This window comes from Paraburkholderia monticola (assembly GCF_001580545.1).
Classification (GTDB): domain Bacteria; phylum Pseudomonadota; class Gammaproteobacteria; order Burkholderiales; family Burkholderiaceae; genus Paraburkholderia; species Paraburkholderia monticola.
This window is the reverse complement of the sequence record NZ_LRBG01000039.1, coordinates 15,765-40,759: the sequence shown is the minus strand read 5'-3', so window position 1 is coordinate 40,759 and position 24,995 is coordinate 15,765. Positions and strand designations below refer to the sequence as shown.

At 65.5% G+C, this 24,995-nt stretch carries 22 protein-coding genes; 5 read left to right on the top strand and 17 right to left on the bottom strand.

The annotated features are described in order from the left end of the window. Window positions 1-10: 10 nt before the first annotated feature. The 6 genes from CI15_RS31295 to CI15_RS31270 are packed head-to-tail and all read right to left on the bottom strand — an operon-like array spanning window position 11 to window position 6,964. Window positions 11-274, bottom strand: a complete 264-nt coding sequence (locus CI15_RS31295; protein ID WP_062136432.1) for a hypothetical protein — start codon at window positions 272-274, stop codon at window positions 11-13. 31 nt (window positions 275-305) lie between these two features. Then, complete coding sequence (locus tag CI15_RS31290) at window positions 306-962, bottom strand: sarcosine oxidase subunit gamma (protein WP_062136430.1); 657 nt, start codon at window positions 960-962, stop codon at window positions 306-308. Further along, complete coding sequence (locus CI15_RS31285; RefSeq protein ID WP_062136427.1) at window positions 952-3,954, bottom strand: sarcosine oxidase subunit alpha family protein; 3,003 nt, start codon at window positions 3,952-3,954, stop codon at window positions 952-954. The genes CI15_RS31290 and CI15_RS31285 overlap by 11 nt, the downstream gene beginning before the upstream one ends. Next, entirely contained in the window at window positions 3,951-4,271 is a 321-nt protein-coding gene (locus CI15_RS31280) for a sarcosine oxidase subunit delta (RefSeq protein ID WP_062136423.1), read from the bottom strand. Before CI15_RS31280 ends, CI15_RS31285 begins: the two co-directional genes overlap by 4 nt. 15 nt (window positions 4,272-4,286) lie before the next feature. Next, window positions 4,287-5,531 carry a sarcosine oxidase subunit beta family protein gene (locus tag CI15_RS31275; RefSeq protein WP_062138300.1) on the bottom strand — a complete coding sequence of 415 codons (1,245 nt, stop codon included), beginning with the start codon at window positions 5,529-5,531 and terminating at the stop codon, window positions 4,287-4,289. A 38-nt stretch (window positions 5,532-5,569) separates the two neighbouring features. Continuing rightward, on the bottom strand, window positions 5,570-6,964 hold the full coding sequence (locus CI15_RS31270) for an L-serine ammonia-lyase (RefSeq protein WP_062136420.1): 1,395 nt from the start codon (window positions 6,962-6,964) through the stop codon (window positions 5,570-5,572). A 308-nt stretch (window positions 6,965-7,272) separates the two neighbouring features. Between CI15_RS31270 and CI15_RS31265 the strand changes: the two genes are divergently transcribed. Continuing rightward, the gene (locus CI15_RS31265; RefSeq protein ID WP_062136416.1) at window positions 7,273-8,355 is read left to right on the top strand and encodes a GlxA family transcriptional regulator; all 1,083 of its coding nucleotides are present in this window, start codon (window positions 7,273-7,275) and stop codon (window positions 8,353-8,355) included. Between the two features lie 9 nt (window positions 8,356-8,364). Here CI15_RS31265 and CI15_RS31260 read toward each other — a convergent pair whose 3' ends face one another. The 7 genes from CI15_RS31260 to CI15_RS31230 all read right to left on the bottom strand — a co-directional run bounded on the left by CI15_RS31260 (window position 8,365) and on the right by CI15_RS31230 (window position 16,398). After that, window positions 8,365-9,357: a GlxA family transcriptional regulator gene (locus tag CI15_RS31260; RefSeq protein ID WP_062136413.1), complete on the bottom strand. Its 993-nt coding sequence runs from the start codon at window positions 9,355-9,357 to the stop codon at window positions 8,365-8,367. 11 nt (window positions 9,358-9,368) lie between these two features. Next, window positions 9,369-10,271, bottom strand: coding sequence for a choline ABC transporter permease subunit (choW, locus tag CI15_RS31255; protein WP_062136410.1), 903 nt, complete (start codon window positions 10,269-10,271; stop codon window positions 9,369-9,371). Next, window positions 10,264-11,439, bottom strand: coding sequence for a quaternary amine ABC transporter ATP-binding protein (locus CI15_RS31250; protein ID WP_062136407.1), 1,176 nt, complete (start codon window positions 11,437-11,439; stop codon window positions 10,264-10,266). Before CI15_RS31250 ends, choW begins: the two co-directional genes overlap by 8 nt. A 159-nt stretch (window positions 11,440-11,598) precedes the next feature. Continuing rightward, entirely contained in the window at window positions 11,599-12,726 is a 1,128-nt protein-coding gene (locus CI15_RS31245; RefSeq protein WP_062136405.1) for a VIT1/CCC1 transporter family protein, read from the bottom strand. Between the two features lie 546 nt (window positions 12,727-13,272). Beyond that, a complete protein-coding gene (locus CI15_RS31240; RefSeq protein ID WP_174543287.1) occupies window positions 13,273-13,584 on the bottom strand; it encodes a DUF4148 domain-containing protein in 312 nt (103 codons plus the stop codon). 155 nt (window positions 13,585-13,739) lie between these two features. Continuing rightward, complete coding sequence (locus CI15_RS31235; protein ID WP_062136402.1) at window positions 13,740-15,458, bottom strand: long-chain fatty acid--CoA ligase; 1,719 nt, start codon at window positions 15,456-15,458, stop codon at window positions 13,740-13,742. A 166-nt stretch (window positions 15,459-15,624) separates the two neighbouring features. After that, window positions 15,625-16,398 (bottom strand): SDR family oxidoreductase, encoded by a 774-nt coding sequence (locus tag CI15_RS31230; protein WP_062136399.1) that lies wholly within the window; start codon window positions 16,396-16,398, stop codon window positions 15,625-15,627. Between the two features lie 275 nt (window positions 16,399-16,673). Between CI15_RS31230 and CI15_RS31225 the strand changes: the two genes are divergently transcribed. Continuing rightward, a complete protein-coding gene (locus CI15_RS31225) occupies window positions 16,674-18,479 on the top strand; it encodes an acyl-CoA dehydrogenase (protein ID WP_062136396.1) in 1,806 nt (601 codons plus the stop codon). A gap of 273 nt (window positions 18,480-18,752) precedes the next feature. Next, entirely contained in the window at window positions 18,753-19,124 is a 372-nt protein-coding gene (locus CI15_RS31220; RefSeq protein ID WP_062136393.1) for a BON domain-containing protein, read from the top strand. A gap of 71 nt (window positions 19,125-19,195) precedes the next feature. On the opposite strand, the gene CI15_RS31215 is transcribed toward CI15_RS31220, so the two are convergent. Then, a complete protein-coding gene (locus CI15_RS31215; protein ID WP_062138296.1) occupies window positions 19,196-19,765 on the bottom strand; it encodes a helix-turn-helix domain-containing protein in 570 nt (189 codons plus the stop codon). A gap of 186 nt (window positions 19,766-19,951) precedes the next feature. Here CI15_RS31215 and CI15_RS31210 point away from each other — a divergent pair, with 186 nt between their 5' ends. Then, complete coding sequence (locus CI15_RS31210) at window positions 19,952-21,346, top strand: LLM class flavin-dependent oxidoreductase (protein ID WP_062136390.1); 1,395 nt, start codon at window positions 19,952-19,954, stop codon at window positions 21,344-21,346. A gap of 75 nt (window positions 21,347-21,421) precedes the next feature. After that, window positions 21,422-21,967 carry a flavin reductase gene (locus CI15_RS31205; protein WP_062136387.1) on the top strand — a complete coding sequence of 182 codons (546 nt, stop codon included), beginning with the start codon at window positions 21,422-21,424 and terminating at the stop codon, window positions 21,965-21,967. Between the two features lie 47 nt (window positions 21,968-22,014). Here CI15_RS31205 and CI15_RS37095 read toward each other — a convergent pair whose 3' ends face one another. The 3 genes from CI15_RS37095 to CI15_RS31190 all read right to left on the bottom strand — a co-directional run bounded on the left by CI15_RS37095 (window position 22,015) and on the right by CI15_RS31190 (window position 24,970). Beyond that, a complete protein-coding gene (locus CI15_RS37095) occupies window positions 22,015-22,152 on the bottom strand; it encodes a hypothetical protein (protein WP_161950079.1) in 138 nt (45 codons plus the stop codon). Between the two features lie 140 nt (window positions 22,153-22,292). Next, the gene (locus CI15_RS31195; protein WP_062138293.1) at window positions 22,293-23,441 is read right to left on the bottom strand and encodes a DUF1501 domain-containing protein; all 1,149 of its coding nucleotides are present in this window, start codon (window positions 23,439-23,441) and stop codon (window positions 22,293-22,295) included. A 5-nt stretch (window positions 23,442-23,446) separates the two neighbouring features. Continuing rightward, a complete protein-coding gene (locus CI15_RS31190; RefSeq protein WP_062136380.1) occupies window positions 23,447-24,970 on the bottom strand; it encodes a DUF1800 domain-containing protein in 1,524 nt (507 codons plus the stop codon). Window positions 24,971-24,995 lie beyond the last annotated feature (25 nt).

The window sequence follows — 24,995 nt, the reverse complement described above, 5'->3', positions numbered from 1 at the left end:
GCACGCGTAGTTACGCGCGCAGCCGTGCACGCGCGGCGCCGGCGATGCACGCAAGCGCATCCGGGCTGAGGCGGGCCGCGATTTTTTCGACGTACGCGTGATGCCGTGCTTCGAGCGGCGCGCCGAGCTGCCGCGCCAGCAGATAACGGATCAGCGCAATGCGTCGGTGACGCAGCGCGATGCTTTGGTCGAGCAGAGCGAGCGCGGCGCCGGCATCGTGCTCGTCGCACGCGCGCGCCGTGAGACGAGCGGTGGCCGCGCGTGTCGACGTCATGGCGAAATCAGCGAAGCGAACCGCACATCGCTCAGGACATCAGTGGCTCGGCGGCGTCGAGCATGATCCTGACGAAATAATCCGCGAAGCTGCGGCGCACGACGATATCGAAGCTGTCCGCACCAGTCGGCAGCAAAGCAATCGACGCTTTGAAATAATGGCTCTGCGCGCACTGCCCGACACCGAATAGCCCGGGATGCAGATCGAGCGGACAGCCGCGCGCGAGCACATCGCGCACCCGCGTGCCGCTGATTTCCAGCACCGTATAGCCGCTGCCGACATCGACCGCCGAGGCGAACACGCCAGCGAACGCCGGGCCGAGCTTCGCCTGCAAGGGCGCCGTGCGCGTCGCGTCGTGGGCGGCCTCCGAGCGCACGAGCCATTCGTCCGGGCCGAGCCACAGCATGTCGTAGCCGTTGCCGCGCGCGACCGTGTTCGGCGTCTGCGGCGGCTTGCAGCCGATCGCCTCTTCCACCGCGCGCATGAACGCCGCGTCGCGCGTATCGCCGCGCACGTTGACGAGTTCGAGAAACGGCCGCTCGCCGAGCCGGAACGCGGCCGTTGCGTTGGCCTGATGGTGCTTGAGCAGCGCCTGCGCGCCGACCAGCGGCGACTCCTGCCACACGCCGCCTTGCCGCCCGATCGTGCGATCCACGATCGACACCGTGCCGCCTGTTTCATTCCACATGTTGACGTGCTCCTTCGCTGTCGTAGAACACCGGGCTCGCGATCTTCGCCGCGATCTGTTTGCCGTTCGCGAGTGGAATCGTGACACTCGTGCCGATCTTGTCGAGACCGCCCTTGACGACCGCCATCGCGATCGAGCGCCGCAGGATCGGGCTGTAGTAGCTCGACGTGACGTGCCCGAGCATCGGCGCGGTGTCGCCCTGGAACGGCCCGGCGACGATCTGCGAGCCTTCGGGTATCACGAACGACGCATCGTCCGAGAGCAGTCCGACCAGTTGCTTGCGCCCGGCCTTCGCGGTGTCCGAGCGGGCGAGCGAGCGCTTGCCGAGAAAGTCCTTCGACTTCGCGACGAGCCCGCCCATGCCGACGTCGTGCGGCGTCATCGAGCCATCGGTATCCTGGCCGACGATGATGTAGCCCTTCTCGGCGCGCAGCACGTGCATCGTCTCGGTGCCGTACGGCGTGATGTCGAACTGCGCGCCCGCGGCCATCAACGCTTCCCACACCGCGCGCCCGACGTTGGCCGGCACGTTCACCTCGTACGCGAGTTCGCCCGAGAAGCTGATGCGCATCACGCGCGCCGCCGCGCCCGCTACCGTGCCTTCGCGATACGTCATGAACGGGAACGCCGCGTTGGCGAAGTCGATGTCGCCGCAAACCTGTTGCAGCACCTTGCGGCTCATCGGACCGACCACCGCGAACGTCGCCCAGTGGTCGGTAACCGACGCGAGCCGCACGCGCAGGTCGGGCCATTCGGTTTGCAGCCAGCGTTCGAGCCATGTGAGCACACGCGCCGCGCCGCCCGTCGTGGTCGTCATCATGTAGTGATGCTCGGCGAGGCGCACGGTCACGCCGTCGTCGAAGATTATGCCGTTTTCGTCGAGCATCAGGCCGTAGCGGCACTTGCCGACTTCGAGCTTGCCCCACGGATTCGTGTAGACCCAGTTCAACAGTTTCGCCGCATCGGGGCCCTGAATGTCGATCTTGCCGAGCGTCGACGCATCGAGCATGCCGACGCTGGTGCGCACCGCGAGCGCTTCGCGGGCGACCGCCGCATGCATCTCCTCGCCCGCCTTCGGGTAGTACCACGGACGCTTCCAGTTGCCGACGTCCTCGAACGCCGCGCCGTGTTCCACGTGCCATTCGTGCACCGCGGTCTTGCGCACCGGGTCGAGCCATTCGCCGAGCTCGCGGCCGGCGAACGTGCCGAACGTGACCGGCGTGTAGTTCGGCCGGAACGTCGTCGTGCCGGTCTCGGGAATCGTCTTGCCAAGCGCCTGCGCGAGAATCGCCATGCCGTTGATATTGCCGAGCTTGCCCTGGTCGGTGCCGAAGCCCATCGCCGTGTAGCGCTTCACGTGTTCGACCGATTCGAAGCCTTCGCGCGCGGCGAGGAAGATATCGGCGGCCGCGACGTCGTTCTGGAAATCGACGAACTGTTTCGGTCCGCGCGTGGCCAGTTCGCGTCCGCCGACGAGCCACAGCGGCTCCAGCTTCGCTTCGTTCAAGTCGGCGACCTGCACCGGATTCGGCCGCGCGACGATGTGCCCGGCCGCGCGCGCCGCTTCGACACCGGCATCGAGCGCGAAGCGGATGCCCCGGCCGAGCATGAAGTCGCCCGCGCACGCGCCGACGCTGGTCTCCGGCTGGACCGCCTTGCCCGGCACGAAGCAGGCCTTGTCGTCATGCCAATGCGCTTTGCCGCCCGACTGCGCGAACAGATGCAGCACCGGACTCCAGCCGCCGGACATCGCGAGCAGATCGCACGGCAGTTCGCCCTGCTGCGCGGCGACCTGCCCGTTCGCATACGAGGCGATCGACACCGAGGCAACGCGCAGCTTGCCGTGCGCCGCCGTGACGACCGTGCCGTTCAGCAGCTTGATGCCGCCGCGCCGCGCGAGCGCGGGTAGCGTGCCCTTCGATTCACCCGCGCGCGGGTCGATCACGGTGACCTGCGCGCCGGCCGCTTTCAGATCGAGCGCGCATTGATAGCCGTCGTCGTTGTTCGTGAACACGACCGCGTTGCGCCCCGGCAGGACCGCATAACGATGCAGATAGGTCGACACCGCCGACGCGAGCATCACGCCGGGTAGATCGTTATTGCCGAACACGATCGGCCGTTCGTGCGCGCCGGTCGCCAGAATCACGCGTTTGGCGCGGATCTTCCACAGCAGTTCGCGCGTGCCCTTGCGTTGCGACACCGGGAGGTGATCGGTCAGGCGCTGCGTGACCGTGACGAGATTGTGGTCCTGATAGCCAAATGCGGTGCTGCGGCTCAGGATCTTCACGTCGGGCAAGCGCCGCAATGCGTCCTCGATTTTCTGCACCCATTGCAGTGCGGGCTTGCCGTCGATCTGCGCGCGACAAGACAGCAGCGAGCCGCCGAGCTCGGGCTGATCGTCGACGAGCGTCACGCGCGCGCCGGACAAAGCCGCCGCGTGTGCGGCCGCGAGCCCGGTCGGGCCGCCGCCGACCACCAGCACGTCGCAATGCGCGAAGCACTTGTCGTAGCGGTCCGCGTCGCGCTGTTGCGGCGCGGTGCCGAGGCCGGCCGCGTCGCGAATCGCTTCCTCGTACTTCGGCCAGAATCTGCGCGGCCACATGAAGGTCTTGTAGTAGAAGCCCGCCGGAATGAAGCGCGCGATCTTCTGGTTGATCGCCATGCGGTCGTTTTCGATGCTGGGTTTCGCGTTCACGCTGGTCGCGACGAGCCCCTGGTACAGCTCGACTTCGGTGGCCCGCGCGTTCGGCACCGTGTAGGCGCCGGTCTCGAGTTGCACGACCGCGTTCGGCTCTTCGACACCCGCCGTCACGATGCCGCGCGGTCGATGATATTTCCAGCTACGCGCGACGAAATGCACGCCGTTGGCGAGCAACGCGGACGCGAGCGTATCGCCCTGATAACCCTGATATTGGACGCCGTTGAATGTGAAAGTCAGCGCGATCGCGCGGTTGATGCGCCCGCCGGTTGGGAGTCGGTCTTTCTGGCTCATGATGCGTTGCCCTCTTGTGCCTTTGTCTGCGCGTCGCGGCTGTCGAGCGCCAGCAACGGGCGCTCGAACGTCTCGTAGCCCTGGAACGCATAGCTGACTGTATCGCGCTGCGCCTTGAACCAGCGGCGGCAGCCTTGCGCGTGCAGCCATTGTTCGCGATGCACGCCGCGCGGGTTCTTGCGCATGAACAGGTAGTCGCCCCATTCCTTGTCGGTGAGCGATTCGGTGTCGAGCGGCCGGGCGATATCCGCTTCGCCGCCGCAGGTGAATTCGGTTTCGGCGCGGGGACCGCACCACGGGCATTCGATCAGCAACATGTGCGTCTCCTTCGACTAGTGGGCCACGGCGGCAGCGCCATGCTCATCGATCAGATGACCGGTGTAGAACCGATCCAGCGAAAACGGCGCGTTCAACGGATGCGGTTCGTCCCGCGCGATCGTGTGCGCATAGACCCACCCCGAGCCGGGCGTCGCCTTGAAGCCGCCCGTGCCCCAACCGCAATTGAAATAGAGGCCCTTCACATCGGTCTTGCTGATGATCGGGCACGCGTCCGGCGACACATCGACGATGCCGCCCCACTGCCGGTTCATCCGCACCCGCGAAAACACCGGGAACATTTCGACGATCGCCTCCAGCGTGCTCTCGATGATCTGGAAGCTGCCACGCTGCCCGAAGCCCGTGTACTGATCGATGCCGGCGCCGATCACGAGATCGCCCTTGTCGGACTGGCTGATATACGCGTGCACCGCGTTCGACATCACGACCGTGTTGACGACCGGCTTGATCGGCTCCGACACCAGCGCCTGCAGCGGATGGCTTTCGAGCGGCAGCCGCACGCCGGCCATATCGGCGAGTGTCGAGGTGTTGCCGGCCGCGACCACCGCGACCTTGTTCGCCTTGATGAAGCCCCTGGTCGTGTCGACGCCCGTCACCTGATTGCCGTCGCGGCGAATGCCGACGACCTGGCAGTTCTGCACGATATCGACACCCGCCTGATCCGCGCCGCGCGCGAAACCCCAGGCCACCGCATCGTGCCGGGCCACGCCGCCGCGCCGCTGGATCGACGCGCCGAGCACCGGGTAGCGGCTATTCAGATTGATGGTCGGCTCGAGTTCCTTGATCTGCGCGGGCGTGAGGAATTCGGCGTCGACGCCGTTCAGGCGGTTCGCGTTCACGCGGCGTTCGGTATCGCGCACATCCTGTAGCGTGTGGGCGAGATTCATCACGCCGCGCTGGCTGAACATCACGTTGTAGTTAAGGTCCTGGGCAAGCCCTTCCCACAGCTTCATCGCCTTTTCGTAGAGCGCGGCGGATTCGTCCCACAGGTAGTTCGAACGCACGATCGTCGTATTGCGCGCAGTATTGCCGCCGCCGATCCAGCCCTTCTCGAGCACCGCGACGTTGCGCACGCCGTGTTCTTTCGCGAGGTAGTACGCGGTCGCGAGACCATGCCCGCCGCCGCCGACGATCACGACGTCGTACTCACGCTTGGGCTCGGCGCTGCGCCATTGCCGCTCCCAGTTCTCGTGATACGACATCCCGTTGCGCAGCAGGCTGAATATCGAATAGCGGCTCATCGTCGGTCCTTTGCGGTTTTGCTGATACTGCTGGAGGTTCAACACTCGATGACGTTCACGGCCAGACCGCCGCGCGACGTCTCCTTGTATTTCGTCTTCATGTCGGCGCCGGTTTCGCGCATCGTCCGGATTACGCTGTCGAGCGACACCACGTGCTTGCCGTCGCCTTTCATCGCGAGGCGCGCCGCGTTGATCGCCTTGATCGCGCCCATTGCGTTGCGCTCGATGCACGGAATCTGCACGAGCCCGCCGACCGGGTCGCACGTCATGCCGAGGTTGTGCTCCATGCCGATTTCGGCGGCGTTCTCGACCTGGGCAGGGGTGCCACCCATCACGGCCGCGAGCGCCGCGGCGGCCATCGAGCAGGCCACGCCGACTTCCCCCTGGCAGCCCACTTCGGCACCGGAAATCGACGCGGTTTCCTTGTAGATGATGCCGATCGCCGCGGCGGTCAGCAGAAAATCGACGATGCCCGCGTCGCTCGCCGCGTGCATGAACTTCACGTAGTAATGCAGCACTGCCGGGATCACACCGGCCGCGCCGTTGGTCGGCGCGGTGACGACGCGGCCGCCCGCGGCGTTTTCCTCGTTGACCGCCATCGCGTACAGGTTGACCCAGTCGAGCATCGACAGCGGGTCGCGCAGCGACTCCTCCGAGCGCGCGCGCAGACGCTCGCACAGTTCGGCCGCGCGGCGCTTCACGTGCATCGGGCCGGGCAACTCGCCGCGCACCTTGCAGCCCCGTTCGACGCACGCGGCCATCGTGCGCCAGATCGCCAGCAAGCCTTCGCGCACTTCGTGCTCGGGCCGGGTCGTGCACTCGTTGCGCAATGTCACCTCCGCGATCGACAGTCCATTTTCGCGGCATACGCGCATCAGATCGTCGCCGGTGCGAAACGGATACGGCACCTGGGCGCTCGCACCCCGGCCATTCACGCGATCCCCTTCGCGATTGACGACGAAGCCGCCGCCGATCGAGTAATACTCCTTCTCGACCAGCAACTGAGCGTTTTCGTCGAAGGCCTGAAAACGCATGCCGTTCGGATGCACGACGCCCGAGCCCGGCGCGCCCGGCATCAGCTTGCGAAAGAAGCCGAGATGTTCGCGCGCGTCGAACGCGACCGGATGCTTGCCGAGCAGCACGAGCTGTTTGCTCTCGCGGATCGCGCACAGCCGCGGCTCGATCAGGTCCGGGTCGAGCCGGTCGGGCAGATTGCCTTCGAGGCCGAGCAGCACCGCCTTGTCGGTGCCGTGGCCCTTGCCGGTCGCGCCGAGCGAGCCGAACAGCTCAACCCGCACGCGCTGCACGAAGCCGAGCAGATTCGCGTCCTCGATATGCGAGGCGAAACGGCACGCGGCGATCATCGGCCCGACCGTGTGCGAACTCGATGGACCGATGCCGATCTTGAACAGATCGAAGACGCTGACGTTCATGGCGTGCCCTGTGCGTTGTGCGCTGCGAGTTGCGATGGCCGGATGGAATGTGCGCCTATTGCACCGCACACCGGGCCCGATCGATAGAACAAAAACGGCATCGCGGTGGGATGGCCTCGTCAAGTGAGCCATCGGGCGGCCCGGCCGGCAAGCGTCACGACGCATTTGCGATGACTTCCGACGCATTTGCGACAGGCGCCTCGATTGCGGCCCGCGATGCTGAAGGTCCGCGGTGCTATGCTTGCTTTCACCCTTGCGGTTAATGTTCCTTCCTCCTTCGCCGTTCTTTTCGCCGACCCGCCGCGCGCATGAATTCCGCTGAAACGCTTCCCTCTCCAACGCTCGACACCGCCTCGAAGCAGCGCATCCGCTTCGGCATCATCCTGCTGCCGAACTTCACGCTGACCGCGTTCTCGGGTTTCGTCGACCTGCTGCGTCTGTCGGCCGACGAAGGCGACTTCAGCAAGCCGGTGCGCTGTTCGTGGAGCGTCATCGGGGAAACCCTCGCTCCCGTGCGCGCGAGTTGCGGCATCCAGATCACGCCGTGGGAAACCTTCGAGACCGCCGAGCCGTTCGATTACGTGGTGGTGGTCGGCGGACTGCTGCACTCCGGGCCGACCGCAAGCGAGGCGACGCTCGCGTTCATCCGCCGCGCCGCCGCTGACGACGCCACGCTGGTCGGCATGTGCACCGGCGTGTTCTCGCTGATGCGCGCGGGGGTGCTCGCCGGCCATCGCATCTGCGTGAGCTGGTTTCACTACTGGGATTTCATCGAGCGCTTTCCGTCGGTCGACGAAGAGATGCTGGTCGCCGACCGGCTGTTCGTGATCGACCGGCGGCGCATTACGTGTTCCGGCGGGCGTGCATCGATCGACGTCGCCGCCGCGATCCTGCTGCGTCATTTCGAAACCGCAACGGTGCAAAAGGCGCTGCGCATCCTGCTCGTCGACGATCTGCAGAAAGGCAATGCGCCCCAACCGCACCCGCCCGGGCTCGCACCGGCCTCGCATCCGAAGGTCAAGCGCGCGATCCTGCTGATGGAGCAACACGTCGGCCGCGCGCTGTCGCTCGACGAACTGGCGCGCAAGCTCGATCTGTCGCCGCGTCAGCTCGAGCGGCTGTTCAAGGCGCAGACCGGCAAGGCGCCGCAGGCCTACGCGAAGCAGGTGCGCCTGCGCACTGCCGCGTGGCTGTTGACGAGTTCGGACAAGACCGTCGCCGATATCGCATCGAGCTGCGGCTTTTCGGACGCGTCGCACCTGGGACGCGAATTTCGCAAACAGTTCGGCCTGCCGCCGGTGATGTATCGCGAGCAACGCGGCACCGCGCCGCAAGCCGACGATGGCTCGTGCTACGACGAAACCTTTCCCGGCCGCGCCCAGGCAATCTGAATTGCGCCGCTAAGCCGACAACCGCCGCTCGACGCTCGGCGCATGCCCGAACTGCGCCCGATATGCCTTGCTGAAATGGCACGGCGAATGAAAGCCGCACACCGTGGTCACGCGCGCGATCGACGCGTCGGTATTGCGCAACAGGTCGCGCGCGCGGCGCAGCCGCAAGCTCAGGTAGTAATGCGTCGGCGACACGTTCAGGAACAGCTTGAACATTCGCTGCAAATGACGCTGCGACAGATTGACGAGCCGCGCAAGTTCGTCGAGCGACAGCGGTTCCTCGATATTCGCTTCCATCAGCCGCACGACTTCGATCAGCTCGGCGCGCGACAAGCCGACCCGCGCGTCGACCGGAATGTGCTGGTAATCGGTCGAGCCGCGAATCCGCTCGACGATGAACTGCTCCGACACCTGCGCAGCCACCGCGGACCCGAGCCGCATGCCGACCAGATGCAGCATCAGATCGAGCGGCGCGGTGCCGCCGGTGCAGGTGAGCCGATCGCGATCGATCACGAACAGTTCGTCGTCGAAATGCACGTGCGGATAGCGCTGGTGCAACGGCGACATGTCTTCCCAATGCACGGTCGCGCGATAGCCGTCGAGGAGCCCGGCCGCGAGCAGCGCGTACGGCCCCGTGCAGATGCCGCCGAGCGGCACGCGTTGCGCGGCCACCTCGCGCAGCAGCGCGATCACCTCGTCGTTCACGTAGTCGCGCACGTGCCAGCCCGCGCATACGAACAGCAGGTCCGGCATGCCGGCCTCGGCGAGCGTGGTGGTGGGCTTCACCGTGATGCCGTTGCTCGCGCGCGCGGGCTCCCCGTCCGGGCTGATCACCGACCACCGGTAGTGCTGCGCGCGGCCCACGTAGTTCGCCATGCGCAGCACCTCGACCGCGCTCGTGAACGCGATCATCGAAAAATTCGGCAACGTCAGGAAGCCGACGTGCGCGACGGCGGACAGCCGTGCATCGGCTTCGGCAGTGGCGATGGCGTCGCGCTTCATGGGCCGATCGATCAACCGTGCTGCGCCGCCGGCTCGCGGCGCACTCTTATCGCCTGGCGCAAGCCCGCGAACAGCGGCGCGCGTGCCTTGCCCGGCGCGCGGCCGAAGCTCTCGGTGATGCGGTCCAGAATGATCGCCAGCATCACGACCGACATCCCGCTTTCGAAGCCGAGTCCGATATCGAGCCGCTGGATGCTGGCGAGCACGTCATTGCCGAGGCCGCCGGCGCCGACCATCGACGCAATGATCACCATCGACAGCGCCATCATGATGGTCTGGTTCACGCCGGTCATGATCGACGGCAGCGCGTTCGGAAACTGCACCTTGTACAGCAGTTGCCACGGCGTGCAGCCGAACGCCTGGCCCGCTTCGACGATCTCGTGATTGACATGCTTGATGCCGAGCGCGGTCAGACGCACCGCGGGCGGCATCGCGAATATCACGGTCGACAGGATGCCCGGCACGCGGCCGAGGCCGAACAGCATCGCGGCCGGAATAAGGTAGACGAAGGCGGGCATCGTCTGCATCAGATCGAGCACTGGGCGTACGACCATCTCGACGGTGCGGCTCTTCGCCATCCAGATGCCGAGCGGCACGCCGAGCACGAGACTGATCACCGTCGAAGACAACGTGAGGCCGAGCGTGATCACCATCTGATCCCAGAAACCGGTGCCGTAGATCAGGAGCAGCGCGGCCAGCGTGAACAGCGCGAAGCGCCAGCCGACGCGCCACAAGCCGATACCGACGAAAAACGCCATCAGCGCCCACATCGGCACGGCCTGCAAGCCGTGCTCGACCGTCGCGGCAAAACTCTCGATGACTTTGCCGATCGTGTCGAAGGTCTTCGCATCGTGATCGAGCAGATAGTGAACGCCGTGATCGACCCAGGCGCCAACAGGAATGACTTCAGACATGGGAACCTCGATGGCGCGTGAGAACGTTCAGCACGTTCGTCTTGTTGACCGAACCGCAGTAGGAGCCGTCCGCCTCGACGACCGGCAGCGGCGCGCGGCTAGCCACCACGCGCTCGACCACGTCGTTGAGCGGCGTGCTGCGGCGGATGCATTCGATCTGGTTCAGCTGCGGCGACGCGCTGCCGGTCGCATCGCGGCACACGAAGCCGCGGATCCGGCGCTCGCCGTCCAGCACGAACGCGTAGTCGGCGCTGCCGTTGAGCGTCGCGGCGACGCTCGACGCGTCGATCTGCGGCGCGTGCATCAGTGGCACAGCGTCGGTCTGCATCAGATCGCCGGCCGTCAGATAGCGGCTCGTGTCGATGCCTTCGAAGAACGCGCGCACGTAGTCGTCGGCCGGGTTCTTGATGATTTCCTGCGGCGTGCCGATCTGCACGACGCGCCCGCCCTCCATGATCGCGATCCGCGTGCCGATGCGCATCGCCTCCTCCAGATCGTGCGACACGAACAGGATCGTGCGCTGCTGCTCGCGTTGCAGCTCGAGCAGCACGTTCTGCATTTCCTTGCGCTTGAGCGGATCGAGCGCGGAGAACGCCTCGTCCATGATCATCAGCGACGGGTTGACCGTGAGCGCCCGCGCGAGCCCGACGCGCTGCTGCATGCCGCCCGACAGCTCGGCAGGCAGTTTGTGCGCGAACGGCGCGAGTCCGACCTGTTCGAGCACCGTCAGCGCCCTCGCCTCGCGTTCCTTGCGCCCGACCCCCGCCACCTCGAGTCCGAATGCCGCGTTGGACAGCACGTTGCGTTGCGGCATCAGCGCGAAGGACTGGAACACCATGCTCATGTCCTTGCGGCGCAGCGCGATCAGTTCGGCGCGCGGCACGCTGGCGACATCGCGGCCGTCGATCAGCACCTTGCCCGCGCTCGGCTCGACCAGCCGATTGATCAGGCGAATCAGCGTCGACTTGCCGGAGCCGGACAGGCCCATCAGCACGAAGATCTCGCCCTCCCGAACCTCGAACGACGCGTTGTGAACGCCGACGATCTGGCCGGTGCGGGCAAACACCTCCTCTTTCGTGGCGCCGCCGGCCAGCATCGCTAGCGCCTGTTTCGGGTTGGTGCCGAACACCTTGCACAGCCCTTCGACCACGACCTTGGGGGAATTCATCGAATGCTCTCCTCGCGTGCGGACATGCGTCCGCGCTGTGCCTACATAGTTGCCAGAAAAAAGTGCGGCGAGCCGACTAATTCCGACAGGCACATGAGGAAATGCGACACCCGGCCATCACGACGGCGGCGGCCGGGTTGCCGTGGTGAGACGCCGCGCTCAGGAAATCGACACGCCCAGCAAGCGCCCGACACCGAACGTAAACCCCGCTGCGATAAGCCCGATGACGATCTGGCGCAGCGCCGAAAACCCCGCGCTGCGGCCGTTGAACAACGACGTGAACACGCCGATCGACGCGAGTGCCAGCATGCTCAGCACCACGCACTGCAGGATCGCGGCGACGCCGTGCGTCCAGAGAAATGGCATGACCGGGAAAATCGCGCCGAGCGAGAACAGACAGAACGACACGCCGGCCGCCGACCACGGATTGCCGCCGAGCTCCGCCGGATCGAGACCGAGTTCCTCGCGCGTGAGGGTGTCGAGCGCCTTGTCCTTGTCGCGCATCATCTGCGCGGCCACGCGTTTCGCCTCGATCGCGTCGAGCCCTTTCGCGCGGTAGATCAGCGCAAGCTCGTGCTCCTCCGCCTCGGGCTGATCGGCGATCTCCTCGGCTTCCTTGGCGATCTGCGTGCTCGCGAGTTCGCGCGCATTGGTGACCGACAGCCATTCGCCGAGCGCCATCGAACAGGCACCGGCGATCAGCCCGGCGAGGCCGGTCAACAGGATCGCCTTGTTGCCGGTGCCCGCGCCGGCGACGCCCATGATCAGGCAGAAGTTGGACACGAGGCCGTCGTTCGCGCCGAGGACGGCCGCGCGCAAATCGTTGCCCGACGCCGCCCCCCTATGCCAGGACTCGGCCGCGGCGATGCGCGCGCCGGGCACGAGGTTCGCGTCGCCGTTACCCGCGAGCGTCTGCACGACGGCCGCGTGATGATGTTCGTCGGCCGACATGCGGCCCGCGTCGCGTTGGCCTTGATATTTGTTGCGGTCCGCGTATTCGGCGGCGGCGAGAGTCGGCAGCACGAAGTTCGCGCCGAACGTGCGCACGAGCCCCTTCATCAGTCGTGTTTTGACCGCGTGTCCACGGCCTTTCGGTTCGACGCCATTGGCCCTGAGCTTGTCGGCCCAGACTTGCGCGTGACTGTGTTCGGATTGCGCGAGATCCTGATAGACCTGCTTGCGGGTCTCGTCCTGCTCGACGCTCGCGAGCGTTTCATAGAGCGCGGCGCTGTGCAGTTCGTCGAAGAAATTCGACTTGTAGCGCCTGACTTCGTGCTTCGTGGCCATGATCACATGCCCCGCCGGTCGCGTTGTTTACGGCAAAGCGTAACCGATTCGGTCACAGCGGCAGGAAAGGCCCTAAAGCGTGGGGTGAGCGAGAAGCAATACTGCTTCTTTCTGCATTCGAAGGCGAAAGTGCGCCGGTTTTTTTCATGGGCGGAATTGGGGCGGCACACTGCCCACCTCTTTCCGCCCGTGAATGGAGTTCAAACGCGACGGCCTTCCGCTCAACCAAAAGAATAAAACCCCGAAAGAATGGCAAAACCGTTCTGTTCAAAATCTTCTTTAATACTATTCAACATGCCCGTGTTTTATTAATCTCGGCGCATTCTAGTTAGCGCCTTGAATTTATTTGTAATTCCCGATTACCTGGATTATTTAGCCGACGCACAGCGCCGCCACCGCCCGGCTATCAGAAAATTTTGCATTGAGCCGCGCGGGCCAGCAATTATTTCCGCGGATGAAATCGATTTAGGGCTTGAAACTTCGAAAACCGCGAAAACGCCCGGCGCGTCATCACGATGAATATCGCGCCGGGCCTCCGCCTGTTCGTTACTGGCTGGCGGGCGCACCGATGCCGGCCTTCTTCTGGGCCGCCTGCAGCTTGTCCGGATAGTTCGGATCGTTCTGCGCCGGCTGGTAGCCAGCGTCTTCGAGCTTCTTCAGTTCGGCGTTCTTTTTCGCGCGAGCCTGTTTGCGCTCTGCCTTGCGCTCGGCCTTGGTTGGCTTCGGGGTGGTCGCAGCCGTGCCTTCCTGCGCTGCGGCGTCCGTCGAGCCTTGCGCGAGCGCGGCCGGGACCGTGCCGGTCACCAGTGCGATGACCGAAACCCCAAGCATGATTCGTTTGATGGCGAAGCTCTTCATGACTGATATCCCCTCAAAAAAATTGGCAAGAACGTACGAGTCCGTCTGCAAATCCTGATTCATCAGGGCGAGTCACGCAGCCTCCACGCGAACCCGTCAAGGGAAGCTTACAGGCAAATAGCGGGATACGGGTGGCCACGATAGATCGAGCCGGTTCATCGCGGCGCGCCTCCGTTGCCCGCCTGGTCAGCTGCCCTCGCCGCCCTCGCCGCTGCATCCTCCTCCTGCAGCTTGCGCCACAGAATCTTGCCGGTGCCCGATTTCGGCAACGACGCGACGATCTCGACGATACGCGGCGCCTTGTAGGCGGCCATCTGATCACGCGCCCAGTCGATGATCTCCTGCGCGCCGATTCTGCCCGCCTGCGCCGCCGTCGGCACGACCAGCGCCTTCACGGTCTCGCCGCGCTTCTCGTCCTTCACGCCGATCACGCAGACTTCGTGGATCGCGGGATGCCGGTACATCAGCGCCTCGACCTCGGCCGGCCAGACCTTGTAGCCCGACGCGTTGATCATGCGTTTGAGACGGTCGGTCATGAAGAAATAGCCGTCCTCGTCGATATGCCCGAGGTCGCCCGTGCGCAGAAAACGCTTGCCGTCGAGTTCGATGAACGCTTCGTCGGTGGCCTTCTGGTCGCGCCAGTAGCCGCGCATCACCTGCGGCGCGTTGACGACGATCTCGCCGGTCTCGCCTGGCGGCAACTCCTGCCGCGTAACCGGATCGATCACGCGCGAATCGACGTCGAACACCGGAATGCCGAGACATTGCGGCTTCGGACGATGGGGCGGATTGATGTGCGTGCCCGCGATCGTCTCCGACATGCCGTAGCCCTCGACGTAATCCAGGCCGGTCAGCGTCTTCAGCTTCTTCGCGATCGCCTCGGGCATCGCCGCGCCGCCGCCGCGCGTGCCGGACAGGCTCGACAGATCGTATTCGCCGAGCCGCGGGTTCGACAGGAAATCGACCATCATCGTGGAGATCGACTGCCATGCGGTGATCCGGTATCGCTGCATGCAGAGCGCGGCGGCATCGCGATCCCAGCGCGACATCACGACGATCGTGGCGGCCGAATACAGCGCGCTGTTCATGCCGCCCTGCATACCCGTCACGTGAAAAAACGGCAGCACCGACAGATGCACGCCATCCGAGGCCGAGCCGAACCACACGCAGCCGCCGAGCAGCGTGCTCATCACGCTGCGATGCGTATGCATGCAGCCCTTCGGCCGGCCCGTGGTGCCCGAGGTGTACGGCATCACGCACAGATCGTCGGGACCGGTGGTCAGCGGTCCGGGCGCGATGCGTCGATCGAGCGCGTCCTGCCACGCCGTGACACCCGCCCGATCGAAGCTCTTGCGTGGCGCCGCGACGAACTCCGGCACCGCGATCGGCGACGGCCGTTTCAGATAATCGCTATACGTCGCGACGATCACATGCTCGAGCCCTTGCCCCGGTCCCTCGCCGAGCAACGGCTCGACGTTGTCGAACAGACACTGCGGCGCGATGATCGTCGTCGCGCCGCTATCCTCGACATAGTGCGCGAGCTCCGCGCTCATGTTCATCGGATTGACCGGCACCACCACCGCGTTCGCGCGCAGAATGCCGTAGTACGCGACGATCCACTGCGGACTGTTCTGCATGTAGAGCAACACGCGATCGCCGGCCTTCACGCCGCACTCCTGTTGCAGAAAACCGGCGAGGCGCTCGGTCTCGTCCCTGAACCCGGCGAACGTGATCGGCGTGTCGTAGTAGATGATGAACGGCTTGTCGGGAAAACGCGTCGCCGAAACTTCGACGTTGTAGAAAAGATTCGTGTGCGGCAGCGTCAGATGCAGCGGTACTTTCGGCGGCCAATGCGGAAAATGGCGGTCGTTCATGGGTGTCTCCAGCTTTTTCTGTGCACGCGTGCTTACGCGCGTTGCGCGTGATCCGTCACACGGGATGTTCGATATTGACCTGGTCCGAGTACTCGACATTCATGCAACGTCTCCCAGGTGGTCGTTCAGCCGCTCGCGCGGCTTGCGGCGCCAGAACGTTGCAGACTCAGACGATGATCGCCCCGCCATCCACCGCCAGATACTGACCGGTGATATGCCGCGATGCCTCGCTCGCGAGAAACACCACGGGACCCTTCAGATCCTCCTCGCCGCCGAGCCGCCGCAACGGCGTGCTTGCAACGATTGCGTCTTCGAGCGTGTCGAGCAGTCCCGCCGACATCTTCGACGGGAAGAAGCCGGGGCAAATCGCGTTGACGTTGATGTTGTACTTGCCCCACTCGCCCGCGAGCGCACGCGTGAAATTGATCGCCGCGGCCTTCGACGTGTTGTAGGCAATCGTGTTCATGCCCGGCGGCGAGCCCTTCAACCCGGCCACCGACGCGACGTTGATGATCTTGCCCGCGCGCCGCGGAATCATGCTGCGCTTGCCGACTTCGCGCGCGAGAAAGAACGGCGCGTTGACGTTCAGGTTCATCACCTTGTGCCACGCTTCGTCGGGATACTCTTCGGCGGGCGCGCCCCACGTGGCCCCCGCGTTGTTGATCAGGATATCGATGTGCCCATGCGCGCCGATCACTTCATCGACGAGCGCGGGAATACCTTCGAAGCGCTGCAAGTCGTTGACGATGGTCCGCACTTCGATGCCGCGGCCTTGCAGATGTGCTTTCGCTTCGTCGAGTTCGTTGGCTTTGCGCGCGGTAATCGCCACGCGGCAGCCCATTTCGCCGAGCGCTTCGGCCATTTGCAGCCCGAGCCCGCGCGAACCGCCGGTGATCAAGGCAACCTTGCCGTCGAGTTGAAACAGGTCCTTCACTGACATGCGTCGCTCCTCCAGTTGTTCTGCCATGCAGATTTGTATTCCGCGATTTCGGACCATCATACGTGCCGAAATTCGGCGTGTAAATAAAAGCACGCTCATTCTTTTTCGTTATAAACTGACGTGCATCGGCAGCGCGCAGTTCCTCGGGACTTACCCGCATAGCGCGTTTTTCAAACGCTCCACGCCATGGAAGCGGCACGTATCAGCGAGCACCGAACCAGGCGCCTCGCGATGCGGTTCCGCACAGCGGCTTACCTTTAAACGGGCTTTCACCGATGCAAGATGCGCTGATCATCAACACGCGGGATCTGGAATTCCAGCTATTCGAAGTACTCGACGCCGAGACGCTGACGCAGCGCGCGCGTCACGCCGATCACAGCCGCGAGACCTTCAACGCGGCGCTCGACACCGCGCATGCGGTGGCGGTCGAGAAATTCGCGCCGCACAACCGGCTCTCTGATGAGCACGAGCCGCAGTTCGACGGCCAGCGCGTGACGATGCCGCACGAGGTCAAGGACGCGCTCGACGCATTGCGCGCGACCGGCTTTCTCGCCGCGAGCAAGGACTACGAATGGGGCGGCATGCAGTTGCCGGCGGTGATCTCGTTTGCGTGTCTATCGCTGTTCAAGAGCGCGAACATTGCGACGTCGTCCTATGCGATGTTGACGAGCGCCAATGCGAACGTGATCGAACGGTTTGGCTCCGACGCGCAGAAGCGCAAGTACCTGGGCGCGCTATTCGAAGGCCGGGCGTTCGGCACGATGGCACTGACCGAGCCGCAGGCGGGTTCGAGCCTGTCCGATCTGACGACCACGGCCACGCCGAACCCGGACGGCACTTACTCGATTCGCGGCAACAAGATCTTCATTTCGGGCGGCGATCACGAGTTGAGCGAGAACATCGTGCATCTGGTGCTCGCGCGCATTCCGGGCGGGCCGCCGGGGGTCAAAGGCATCTCGCTGTTCACCGTGCCGAAGTTTCGCGTCAACGAGGACGGCAGCCTCGGCGCACGCAACGACGTCGCGCTCGCGGGCCTGATTCACAAGATGGGCTGGCGTGGCACGACCTCGACGATGCTGTCGTTCGGCGAGCATGGCGAGTGCGTCGGCGAACTGGTCGGCGAGCCGCATCATGGGCTCGCCTATATGTTCCATATGATGAACGAGGCGCGTATCGGCGTCGGTCTCGGCGCGGTGATGCTCGGCTATCGCGGCTATCTGGCCTCGCTCGAATACGCGCGCGAACGGCCGCAAGGACGTCATCCGACCAGCAAGAATCCGCTCGATCCGCAAGTGCCGTTGATCGAACATGCGGACGTGCGCCGCATGCTGCTCGCGCAAAAGGCCTACGTAGAAGGGGCTTACGCGCTGAGCCTGTACGCGGCGCGGCTCGTCGATGAACAGAACACCGGCGAGAGCGACGACGCGCGCGCCGAGGCGGCGCTGCTGCTCGATCTGCTGACGCCGATCGTCAAGTCGTGGCCGTCGCAATGGTGCCTCGAAGCGAACAGCCTCGCGATCCAGATCCACGGCGGCTACGGCTACACGCGCGAATATCCGGTCGAGCAGTTCTATCGCGACAATCGACTGAACATGATTCACGAGGGCACGCACGGCATTCAGGCGATCGACCTGCTGGGCCGCAAGGTCACGATGAAACAGGGCGCGGCGCTGAAGCTGCTCGCCCGCGAACTCCAGCGAAGCATCGACGCCGCGCGCGAGCATGCCACGCTTCAGGCCCACGCCGATGCGCTCGGCGCCGCATGGCGTGATCTGAACGGCACGCTCGAAGCGCTGCTGCCCGCGCTCGCAACCGATACCGACCGCGCGCTTGCCAATGCGAACGCGTTCCTCGAAGCTTTTGGTCACATCGTGATGGCGTGGACGTGGCTGAGGCAGGCGCTGGTGGCCAACGCCGCGTTGCCGGGTGCGAGCGGCGCGGCGGATCAGGACTTCTATCGCGGCAAGCTGCACGCGTGCCAGTGGTTCTTCCGCTGCGAGTTGCCGCGCGTCGCGTCGATGCTGGCGCCGCTGCGCACGCTCGACGATACGACGCTCAGCATGGCGCCGCAGTGGTTCTGAGCGGGCGCGCGCGCCAGCAATGAATCGCGCTGCCGCTCAATGCGACAGCGCGATTTCCAGTTGGGTCACGACATCGATCAGGCGCGGCCACACCTCTGCCAGTTTTTTTCAGCATCCCGGCCCTTGCTGGAGTATCGTTTAAGCGCGCCGGGAGCGCCACAACCTCAACTCTTCTATAAGACGGGCGCTTCCCAGAGTCCAGACCAGCTCGACAGCGCGCAGCGTTTCTAACATGCAACGAAGCGACATCAACTTTTCGAGGGTGGTGAAAACGTGAAAACACTCAATCTCTTGAAGGCGCTCGGTCTTGTCCTGTGCGTGGCGACCGCATCCAGCGCCTATGCCCAGGCGAGCGACGCCCAGGCACCCGCCGCCACGGCAGCCGCGCCTGCCACATCGACACGTACGGCCGATCGCAAGCTCGGCCGCGACGTGCGGCGCGCGCTCGGTAGAACGCAGGGCTTCAACGTGTCGAATGTGTTCGTACGGGCGCGCAGCGGCGCAGTGACGTTGTCGGGTTCGGTGCCCGATGGCAGCATGATCCAGCAGGCTGGCGATGTCGCAAAAGGCGTTCCGGGCGTGACCTCGGTGAACAACAGGCTCACGCTCGGCCTGCCATCCCGCGGAAGTGGTGGCGGAGGCTGAGCGTCGGCCTTCGACTCGCGAAGGGGGCGCCGCGACCATGCGATGCATGCGGCGTCTCCCGCCAATCCACCTCAACGCCGCACCAACCCCACCACATAGCTGCAGACCTCGGCACCCGCATTGAAGAACTCGCATTCGACCGGCGCACCGAGTTGCAGACAATCCCCCGCTTCGAGCCGGTACGTCAGCGTGCCTTCGCGAAACGTCAACACCCCTTGGGTGACCCAGATCTGCTGATGCTGGAACACGAACGCATCCGACGGATAAGGCACCCTCACGCCAACCGGCAATTCGATTTCGAGCAACTCCAGCACGCCGCCGGTCGGCGGTGAAATGCGCCGCCGCGTGTAGCCGGTCTCGGGGTCTTCCCACAGCGACTGGTCCGCATGACGCACGAGCCGCTCGCCGGTCTGCTCGGCGAGCGCGAGCAACGTCGACAGCGTCAATCCGAACGCACCCGACAGCCGCCCGAGCACCGTCGCGGTCGGACTCGCTTCGCCGCGCTCGATCTTGCTGATCATCGCCTTCGACACGCCCGAGCGCTCGGCCAGCTCGGCAAGCGACCAGTTGCGCGCCTCCCGCTCGGTCTTCACGCGCGCGGAGATCGCCTGGGTCAGATCGATGGCGGAGGTTTCGGACATGGCGGGGTCGTCGGTGCGCAAGTGAGTACCGCGAAATTATATCGATGCGTGGCGGTAGCGGGCGGGCAAGCGGCGTTCGACCGGGCATCCGTACCGTCACCGAATAAAGTCTTGCATAGTGATTTTTCGTCCACTATATTAAACGAAACGTCATCGTCCGAACCCGCTTACCCGCCGGAATCCGCCATGCCGAAGGAAATCGTTCTCAACGCGTTTGACATGAATTGCGTAGGCCACATCCAGCAAGGGCTGTGGACCCATCCGCGCGACCAGTCCAGCCGCTACACCGATCTGCAGTACTGGACCGACTACGCGCGCAAGCTCGAAGCGGGTCTGTTCGACGGCATCTTTTTCGCGGACGTGGTGGGCGTCTACGACGTCTACGGCGGCAATCCCGACGCGGCGATCCGCGGCGCCGTGCAGGTACCCGTCAACGATCCGACGCTGCTGATTCCGGCGATGGCCGCGGTCACCCGGCATCTGTCGTTCGGCGTCACGTCGAATCTGTCGGTCGAGCAGCCGTATCTGTTCGCGCGCCGCATGTCGACGCTCGATCACCTGACGCGCGGCCGGGTCGGCTGGAACATCGTGACCGGCTATCTGGACAGCGCATCGCGCGCGATCGGTTTGACCGGCCAGATGGCGCACGACGACCGCTACGATCTCGCCGACGAGTACATGGAGCTCGTCTACAAGCTGTGGGAATGCAGCTGGGAAGACGGCGCGGTGCTGCGCGACAGGACGCAAGGCGTCTATGCGGACGCGTCGAAGGTCCATGTGATCCATCACCACGGCAAGCAGTATCGCGTCGATGCGATGCATCTCGCCGAGCCGTCGCCGCAGCGCACGCCGGTGCTGTATCAGGCCGGGTCGTCGGCGCGCGGCAAGCAGTTTGCGGCGGCCCACGCGGAGTGCGTGTTCGTCAACGGCCAGGCGAAGCCGGCGGTCAAGTCGATCGTCGACGACATTCGCGCGCATGCGCTCGCCGGCGGCCGTCGCGCCGACGACATCAAGGTGCTGCTCGGCCAGACCGTCATTACGGGCCGCACCGATCAGGAAGCGCAGGAGAAATTCGACGAGTACCGCCGCTATGTCAGCTCGGAAGCAGCGCTCGTGCATGCGGCCGCCTCGCTCGGCATCGACTTCGCGCGCTACGACCTCGACGAGCCGATCGAGACCGGCAAGAGTCAGGCGATCGTGTCGAATGTCGAAGCGATGACGCGCGCGGCCGGTCCGCAGTGGACCCGCCGCAAGCTGCTCGAACAGATGGTGCTCGGCAGCCGCCAGCAACCGCTCGTCGGCTCGGCCGAGAAAATCGCCAACGAGCTGATCGCGTGGACCGAGGAAACCGGCGTCGATGGATTCAATCTGTCGCGCACCGTCGTGCCCGAGTGCTTCGACGATTTCATCGAGCTGGTGGTGCCGCTGCTGCAGGAACGTGGCGCGTACAAGCGGGGGTATCGCGACGGCACGCTGCGCGAAAAGCTGTTCGGCCATGCACGGCTGCCCGAGAGTCACACGGCGGCGCGCTTTCGTTCGCCCGCTTGCGCGGGGGCACCGGCCGACGCGGCGCACGACTGACACGAGCAGCGTCGTTTCAACGAATGCCATCGCGCGCGCCGTGCGACGGCACCCGATTTCCAGGAAGAGGCCCCCATGGTTGACAAGAGCACGTTCCGCGACGCGATGGCTGGCCTTGGCGCGGCCGTCAACATCATCACCAGCGACGGGGAAGCCGGCCTCGCGGGCTGCACCGCGTCGGCGGTCTGCGGCGTGACCGATGAGCCCCCCACCCTGCTCGTCTGCATCAATCGCGGCAGCCGTAACAACGCGGCGTTTCGCACCAACGGCAAGCTGTGCGTGAACGTGCTGAGCGCCGAGCAACAGGCGCTGGCCGCACACTTCGCGACGAGCGCGCTCGCAATCGAAGAGCGTTTCGCCGCCGCGCAATGGGACCGCCTCGCGACCGGCGCACCGGTGTTGCAGGACGCGCTCGCGTCGCTCGACTGCGAGATCGAGTCGGTGACCGAAGTCGGCACGCACACGGTGTTCTTCTGCGCGGTGAAGGCCGCGCGCACGCAAGGCGCGGGCGATGCGCTGATCTACTACGGACGCCGCTATCATCGCGTCGGCGAGCGCTCGGTGCACGCGACGCATGCGCTCGCGGCGAGTCAATGCGACGCCGCTGTCCGCGCACGTTGAGTTCGCACCGCAGGATCAGGGCGGACGTCACCGTGACGTCCGCCGCTTCACCAGCTCCTCACCACCCCCGTCAACGGCCGCGCCACGATTGTCAGGTCGAATAGCGCGGCCGCCGTGCGCTCCAGATCGAGCGCGATACTCTCGCTCGCCGCGCCGACGATCAACGCGTCGAGCAAGGCTGTCAACGTCAACTCCTGCGACTCCCCGCGCCGATATGAGCCGAACCCCCGTCCGCCACGATCCCGCGCCGCTCGCCCACCGAACCCTCGATCGCCCATCACGCCTCCGTGCCATCGTTATTCGACGCTGTCATGCCATCGACGCCTCACGCTCTCACGATGCCCGTCATGGGTCTGGCCGCCACGGTCCGGCCAAACAACGCGGCCGCGGTGCGCTCGGGATCGAGCCCGAGACTTTCACTCGCGGTGCCGGCAATCAACGCATCGAGCGAAGCGGTCGGCCGCAGGTCACGCGACTGATACAGCTGATGCGGCGCGAGGCCCGGCCAATCGGCAATCACGCGTCCGCCCTGCACCGCCCCGCCTAGCACCATCGCGACCGAGCCGGTGCCGTGATCGGTGCCGCCCGTGCCGTTCGCGGCCGCGGTCCTGCCGAACTCGGTTGCGACCAGCACCGTGGTCTTGTTCCACGACGGCCCCATGCCGTCGCGCAACGCGGCGAGCATCGTGTCGAGCGCCTTCAACTGATTCGCGAGCCGCGCGTTCTGCGCGCTGTGCGTGTCCCATCCGCCGGTCTCGATCATCGCGATGCGCGGACCGTCGTCGCGCGAGAGAAAACTCGCCGCGAGCTTGCCGAGGCTCGCCGGGTCCTGGCGCGCGCCGGCATCGCCTGCGAGGCCGCGCGCCGCCATCGCCGATTCCCACAGCGGCCGCAACTGCGCGTCCTGCTCGTACAACTGCGAAACGCGTGCGAGCAGATCGTCGGGCGCCTGCGGCAGCGCCGACGGCGCATACGAGGTCACCGAGGCCGAACCGCGCAGCGCCATCGGCACCGTCGGCGCGAACGCGATCGCGTTTTCGCGGGCGGCGGGCAATTGCGCGGCGAGCCGGTTGAGCCAACCGTCCTTCGTCTGATAGGGCGAGGTGCCGCCCGTTTCCAGCACGTTCTGTCCGTCGAAATGCGAGCGGTCGCGATACGGCGAGGCGACCGCGTGCACGAACAGCGCCTCGCGGTCCGCGTAGAGCTTTGCCATCTGCGTGAGCGCCGGATGCAAGGCGAACGTGCCGTCCAGATGCGGTGCGTTCGACGCATCGATCGCGAGCGGTCCGCGCAGCGTCGCGTATGCGGGGTCCGCGTACGGCACGACGATGTTCAGGCCGTCCGCCGCGCCACGCTGGATCACGAACACGAAGCGCCGGTCGGTCGCGACATGTGCGAACGCGAGGCGCGGCGACACGAGCAGCGCGCCGGCACCGGCGGCGGCGACGCTCAGAAACTGGCGACGTGACAGCATGGCATTCATCTCCGTTGAAAATCGGGCGATACGAGCAGCAGCGCGATCGCGGTCGACGCGCTTTCCGCGCGCGCCACCGCCGTGGCCGTCGGCTCGCTGAGCGAGCCAGCCAGCAAGGTTTGGCCGAGCGAGCGCGCATCGAGCCGGTCGCCGACGTGCGCGGCAAAACGTTGCGCGACTTCGACGCGACGCACGAGCGCATCGGGCGCGGCCCAGCTCGCGGCGATATCGTCGTAGCCGGCGGGCGAACCGGGGCGCCACACCGGCTGGCCGAGCTGCGTGAGAATCGGCGCGCTCTGCAGATTGCCGAGGTCGTGCCAACCGAGTCCGCGCATCGACGAAATGGTCCACTCCCACGGCGTCTTGAACTTCACCGCGTTCGGCGACCACGCTTGGCGGCTATCGATCAACGCGCGATAGACGGTCGGCAGATCGCCGTCGCTGCGCGCGAACGCGTCGGCGAGACGATCGCTGACGCCCGCGGGCGGATTGTCGCCGACGAAATGACGGGCGAGCTTGGTGCCGATATGCTGCGCGGTGGCCGGCGCGTGCGCGAGGTCGTGCAGGATCGCGAGCGCCTGCTGTTCGCCTGCTTCGTCGTAGCGGCGTCCCATGATCGTGCGTGAGCCGGGCTCGTGCAGCGCGGGGCGAAACACGAAGCTGCCGGGTTCGCCGTTCTGCGCCAATGCGCGAGGGTTCGCGTTGGCGCCGCCATTGCCCGGATTGCCGACGAGGCTCCAGCCGGTCAACGCGCGCGCGAACTCGGTCACGTCGTCCTGGCTATAGCCGCTGCGCACGCCGAGCGTATGCAGCTCCATGATCTCGCGCGCGAGGTTCTCGTTGAGTCCGCGCTTGTTGTCCGGATTGCGTTGCGCGGCGCGCAGCGCGGCCATGCTGTCGGGTCCGACCGAGCGGGCCTGGTCGAGGAACAGTTGCATGGCCGGATGACGCTCGACGGCCACCAGCATGTCCTCGAAACGGCCGAGCACGTGCGGGCGGATCGCCTCCGCTTCGAACGAGCCGGCCAGCGCCGCGACGCCGGGCTTTTCGCTCGACACCGCGAAGTGATTCGCCCAGAAATGCACGAGCCGTTCGATGAACGGGGTCGGCGTGTTCAGCGCGCTCGCAACCCGCGCATTGACCGAGGAGCGGTATAGGTCGAGGACTTCGAAGCGCAGGGCTTTTCGTTGTGCTTGCCGCGCGGATTGCGGGTCGGACTGGCTGGCGGCTGGGGTGTTGCTGCTCGCGGAGTTGGTCGCGTTGTTGATCGCGCTCGGGCTTGCATTGGTCTCCTCGCCCGGCTTCTGTTTGCGCTGCTGCTCGATCTCCATGCGCTGCTGCAAGAGTTCCTTCGACAACGCGATCGAATCGGGCTGGTTCGCCCACGCGTCCGGCCGAGGCTGATATTGCTCGAACTGCGCGAGCAGCCAGCCCTTCGGATCGGCGGGCGGCGCTTCATCGGCGCGCGCGCCGAGGCCGAAGCGATTCAGTGCGATCGCCGCGGCATTCAGATTCGGTGAGTTGGCCATACGATCCTCGTCGGCAGGTACGACG

Coding starts and splice junctions, on each gene's coding strand:
- CI15_RS31295 (WP_062136432.1), bottom strand. CDS start 274: ATGACGTCGACACGCGCGGCCACCGCTCGTCTCACGGCGCGCGCGTGC.
- CI15_RS31290 (WP_062136430.1), bottom strand. CDS start 962: ATGTGGAATGAAACAGGCGGCACGGTGTCGATCGTGGATCGCACGATC.
- CI15_RS31285 (WP_062136427.1), bottom strand. CDS start 3,954: ATGAGCCAGAAAGACCGACTCCCAACCGGCGGGCGCATCAACCGCGCG.
- CI15_RS31280 (WP_062136423.1), bottom strand. CDS start 4,271: ATGTTGCTGATCGAATGCCCGTGGTGCGGTCCCCGCGCCGAAACCGAA.
- CI15_RS31275 (WP_062138300.1), bottom strand. CDS start 5,531: ATGAGCCGCTATTCGATATTCAGCCTGCTGCGCAACGGGATGTCGTAT.
- CI15_RS31270 (WP_062136420.1), bottom strand. CDS start 6,964: ATGAACGTCAGCGTCTTCGATCTGTTCAAGATCGGCATCGGTCCATCG.
- CI15_RS31265 (WP_062136416.1), top strand. CDS start 7,273: ATGAATTCCGCTGAAACGCTTCCCTCTCCAACGCTCGACACCGCCTCG.
- CI15_RS31260 (WP_062136413.1), bottom strand. CDS start 9,357: ATGAAGCGCGACGCCATCGCCACTGCCGAAGCCGATGCACGGCTGTCC.
- choW (WP_062136410.1), bottom strand. CDS start 10,271: ATGTCTGAAGTCATTCCTGTTGGCGCCTGGGTCGATCACGGCGTTCAC.
- CI15_RS31250 (WP_062136407.1), bottom strand. CDS start 11,439: ATGAATTCCCCCAAGGTCGTGGTCGAAGGGCTGTGCAAGGTGTTCGGC.
- CI15_RS31245 (WP_062136405.1), bottom strand. CDS start 12,726: ATGGCCACGAAGCACGAAGTCAGGCGCTACAAGTCGAATTTCTTCGAC.
- CI15_RS31240 (WP_174543287.1), bottom strand. CDS start 13,584: ATGAAGAGCTTCGCCATCAAACGAATCATGCTTGGGGTTTCGGTCATC.
- CI15_RS31235 (WP_062136402.1), bottom strand. CDS start 15,458: ATGAACGACCGCCATTTTCCGCATTGGCCGCCGAAAGTACCGCTGCAT.
- CI15_RS31230 (WP_062136399.1), bottom strand. CDS start 16,398: ATGTCAGTGAAGGACCTGTTTCAACTCGACGGCAAGGTTGCCTTGATC.
- CI15_RS31225 (WP_062136396.1), top strand. CDS start 16,674: ATGCAAGATGCGCTGATCATCAACACGCGGGATCTGGAATTCCAGCTA.
- CI15_RS31215 (WP_062138296.1), bottom strand. CDS start 19,765: ATGTCCGAAACCTCCGCCATCGATCTGACCCAGGCGATCTCCGCGCGC.
- CI15_RS31210 (WP_062136390.1), top strand. CDS start 19,952: ATGCCGAAGGAAATCGTTCTCAACGCGTTTGACATGAATTGCGTAGGC.
- CI15_RS31205 (WP_062136387.1), top strand. CDS start 21,422: ATGGTTGACAAGAGCACGTTCCGCGACGCGATGGCTGGCCTTGGCGCG.
- CI15_RS31195 (WP_062138293.1), bottom strand. CDS start 23,441: ATGCTGTCACGTCGCCAGTTTCTGAGCGTCGCCGCCGCCGGTGCCGGC.
- CI15_RS31190 (WP_062136380.1), bottom strand. CDS start 24,970: ATGGCCAACTCACCGAATCTGAATGCCGCGGCGATCGCACTGAATCGC.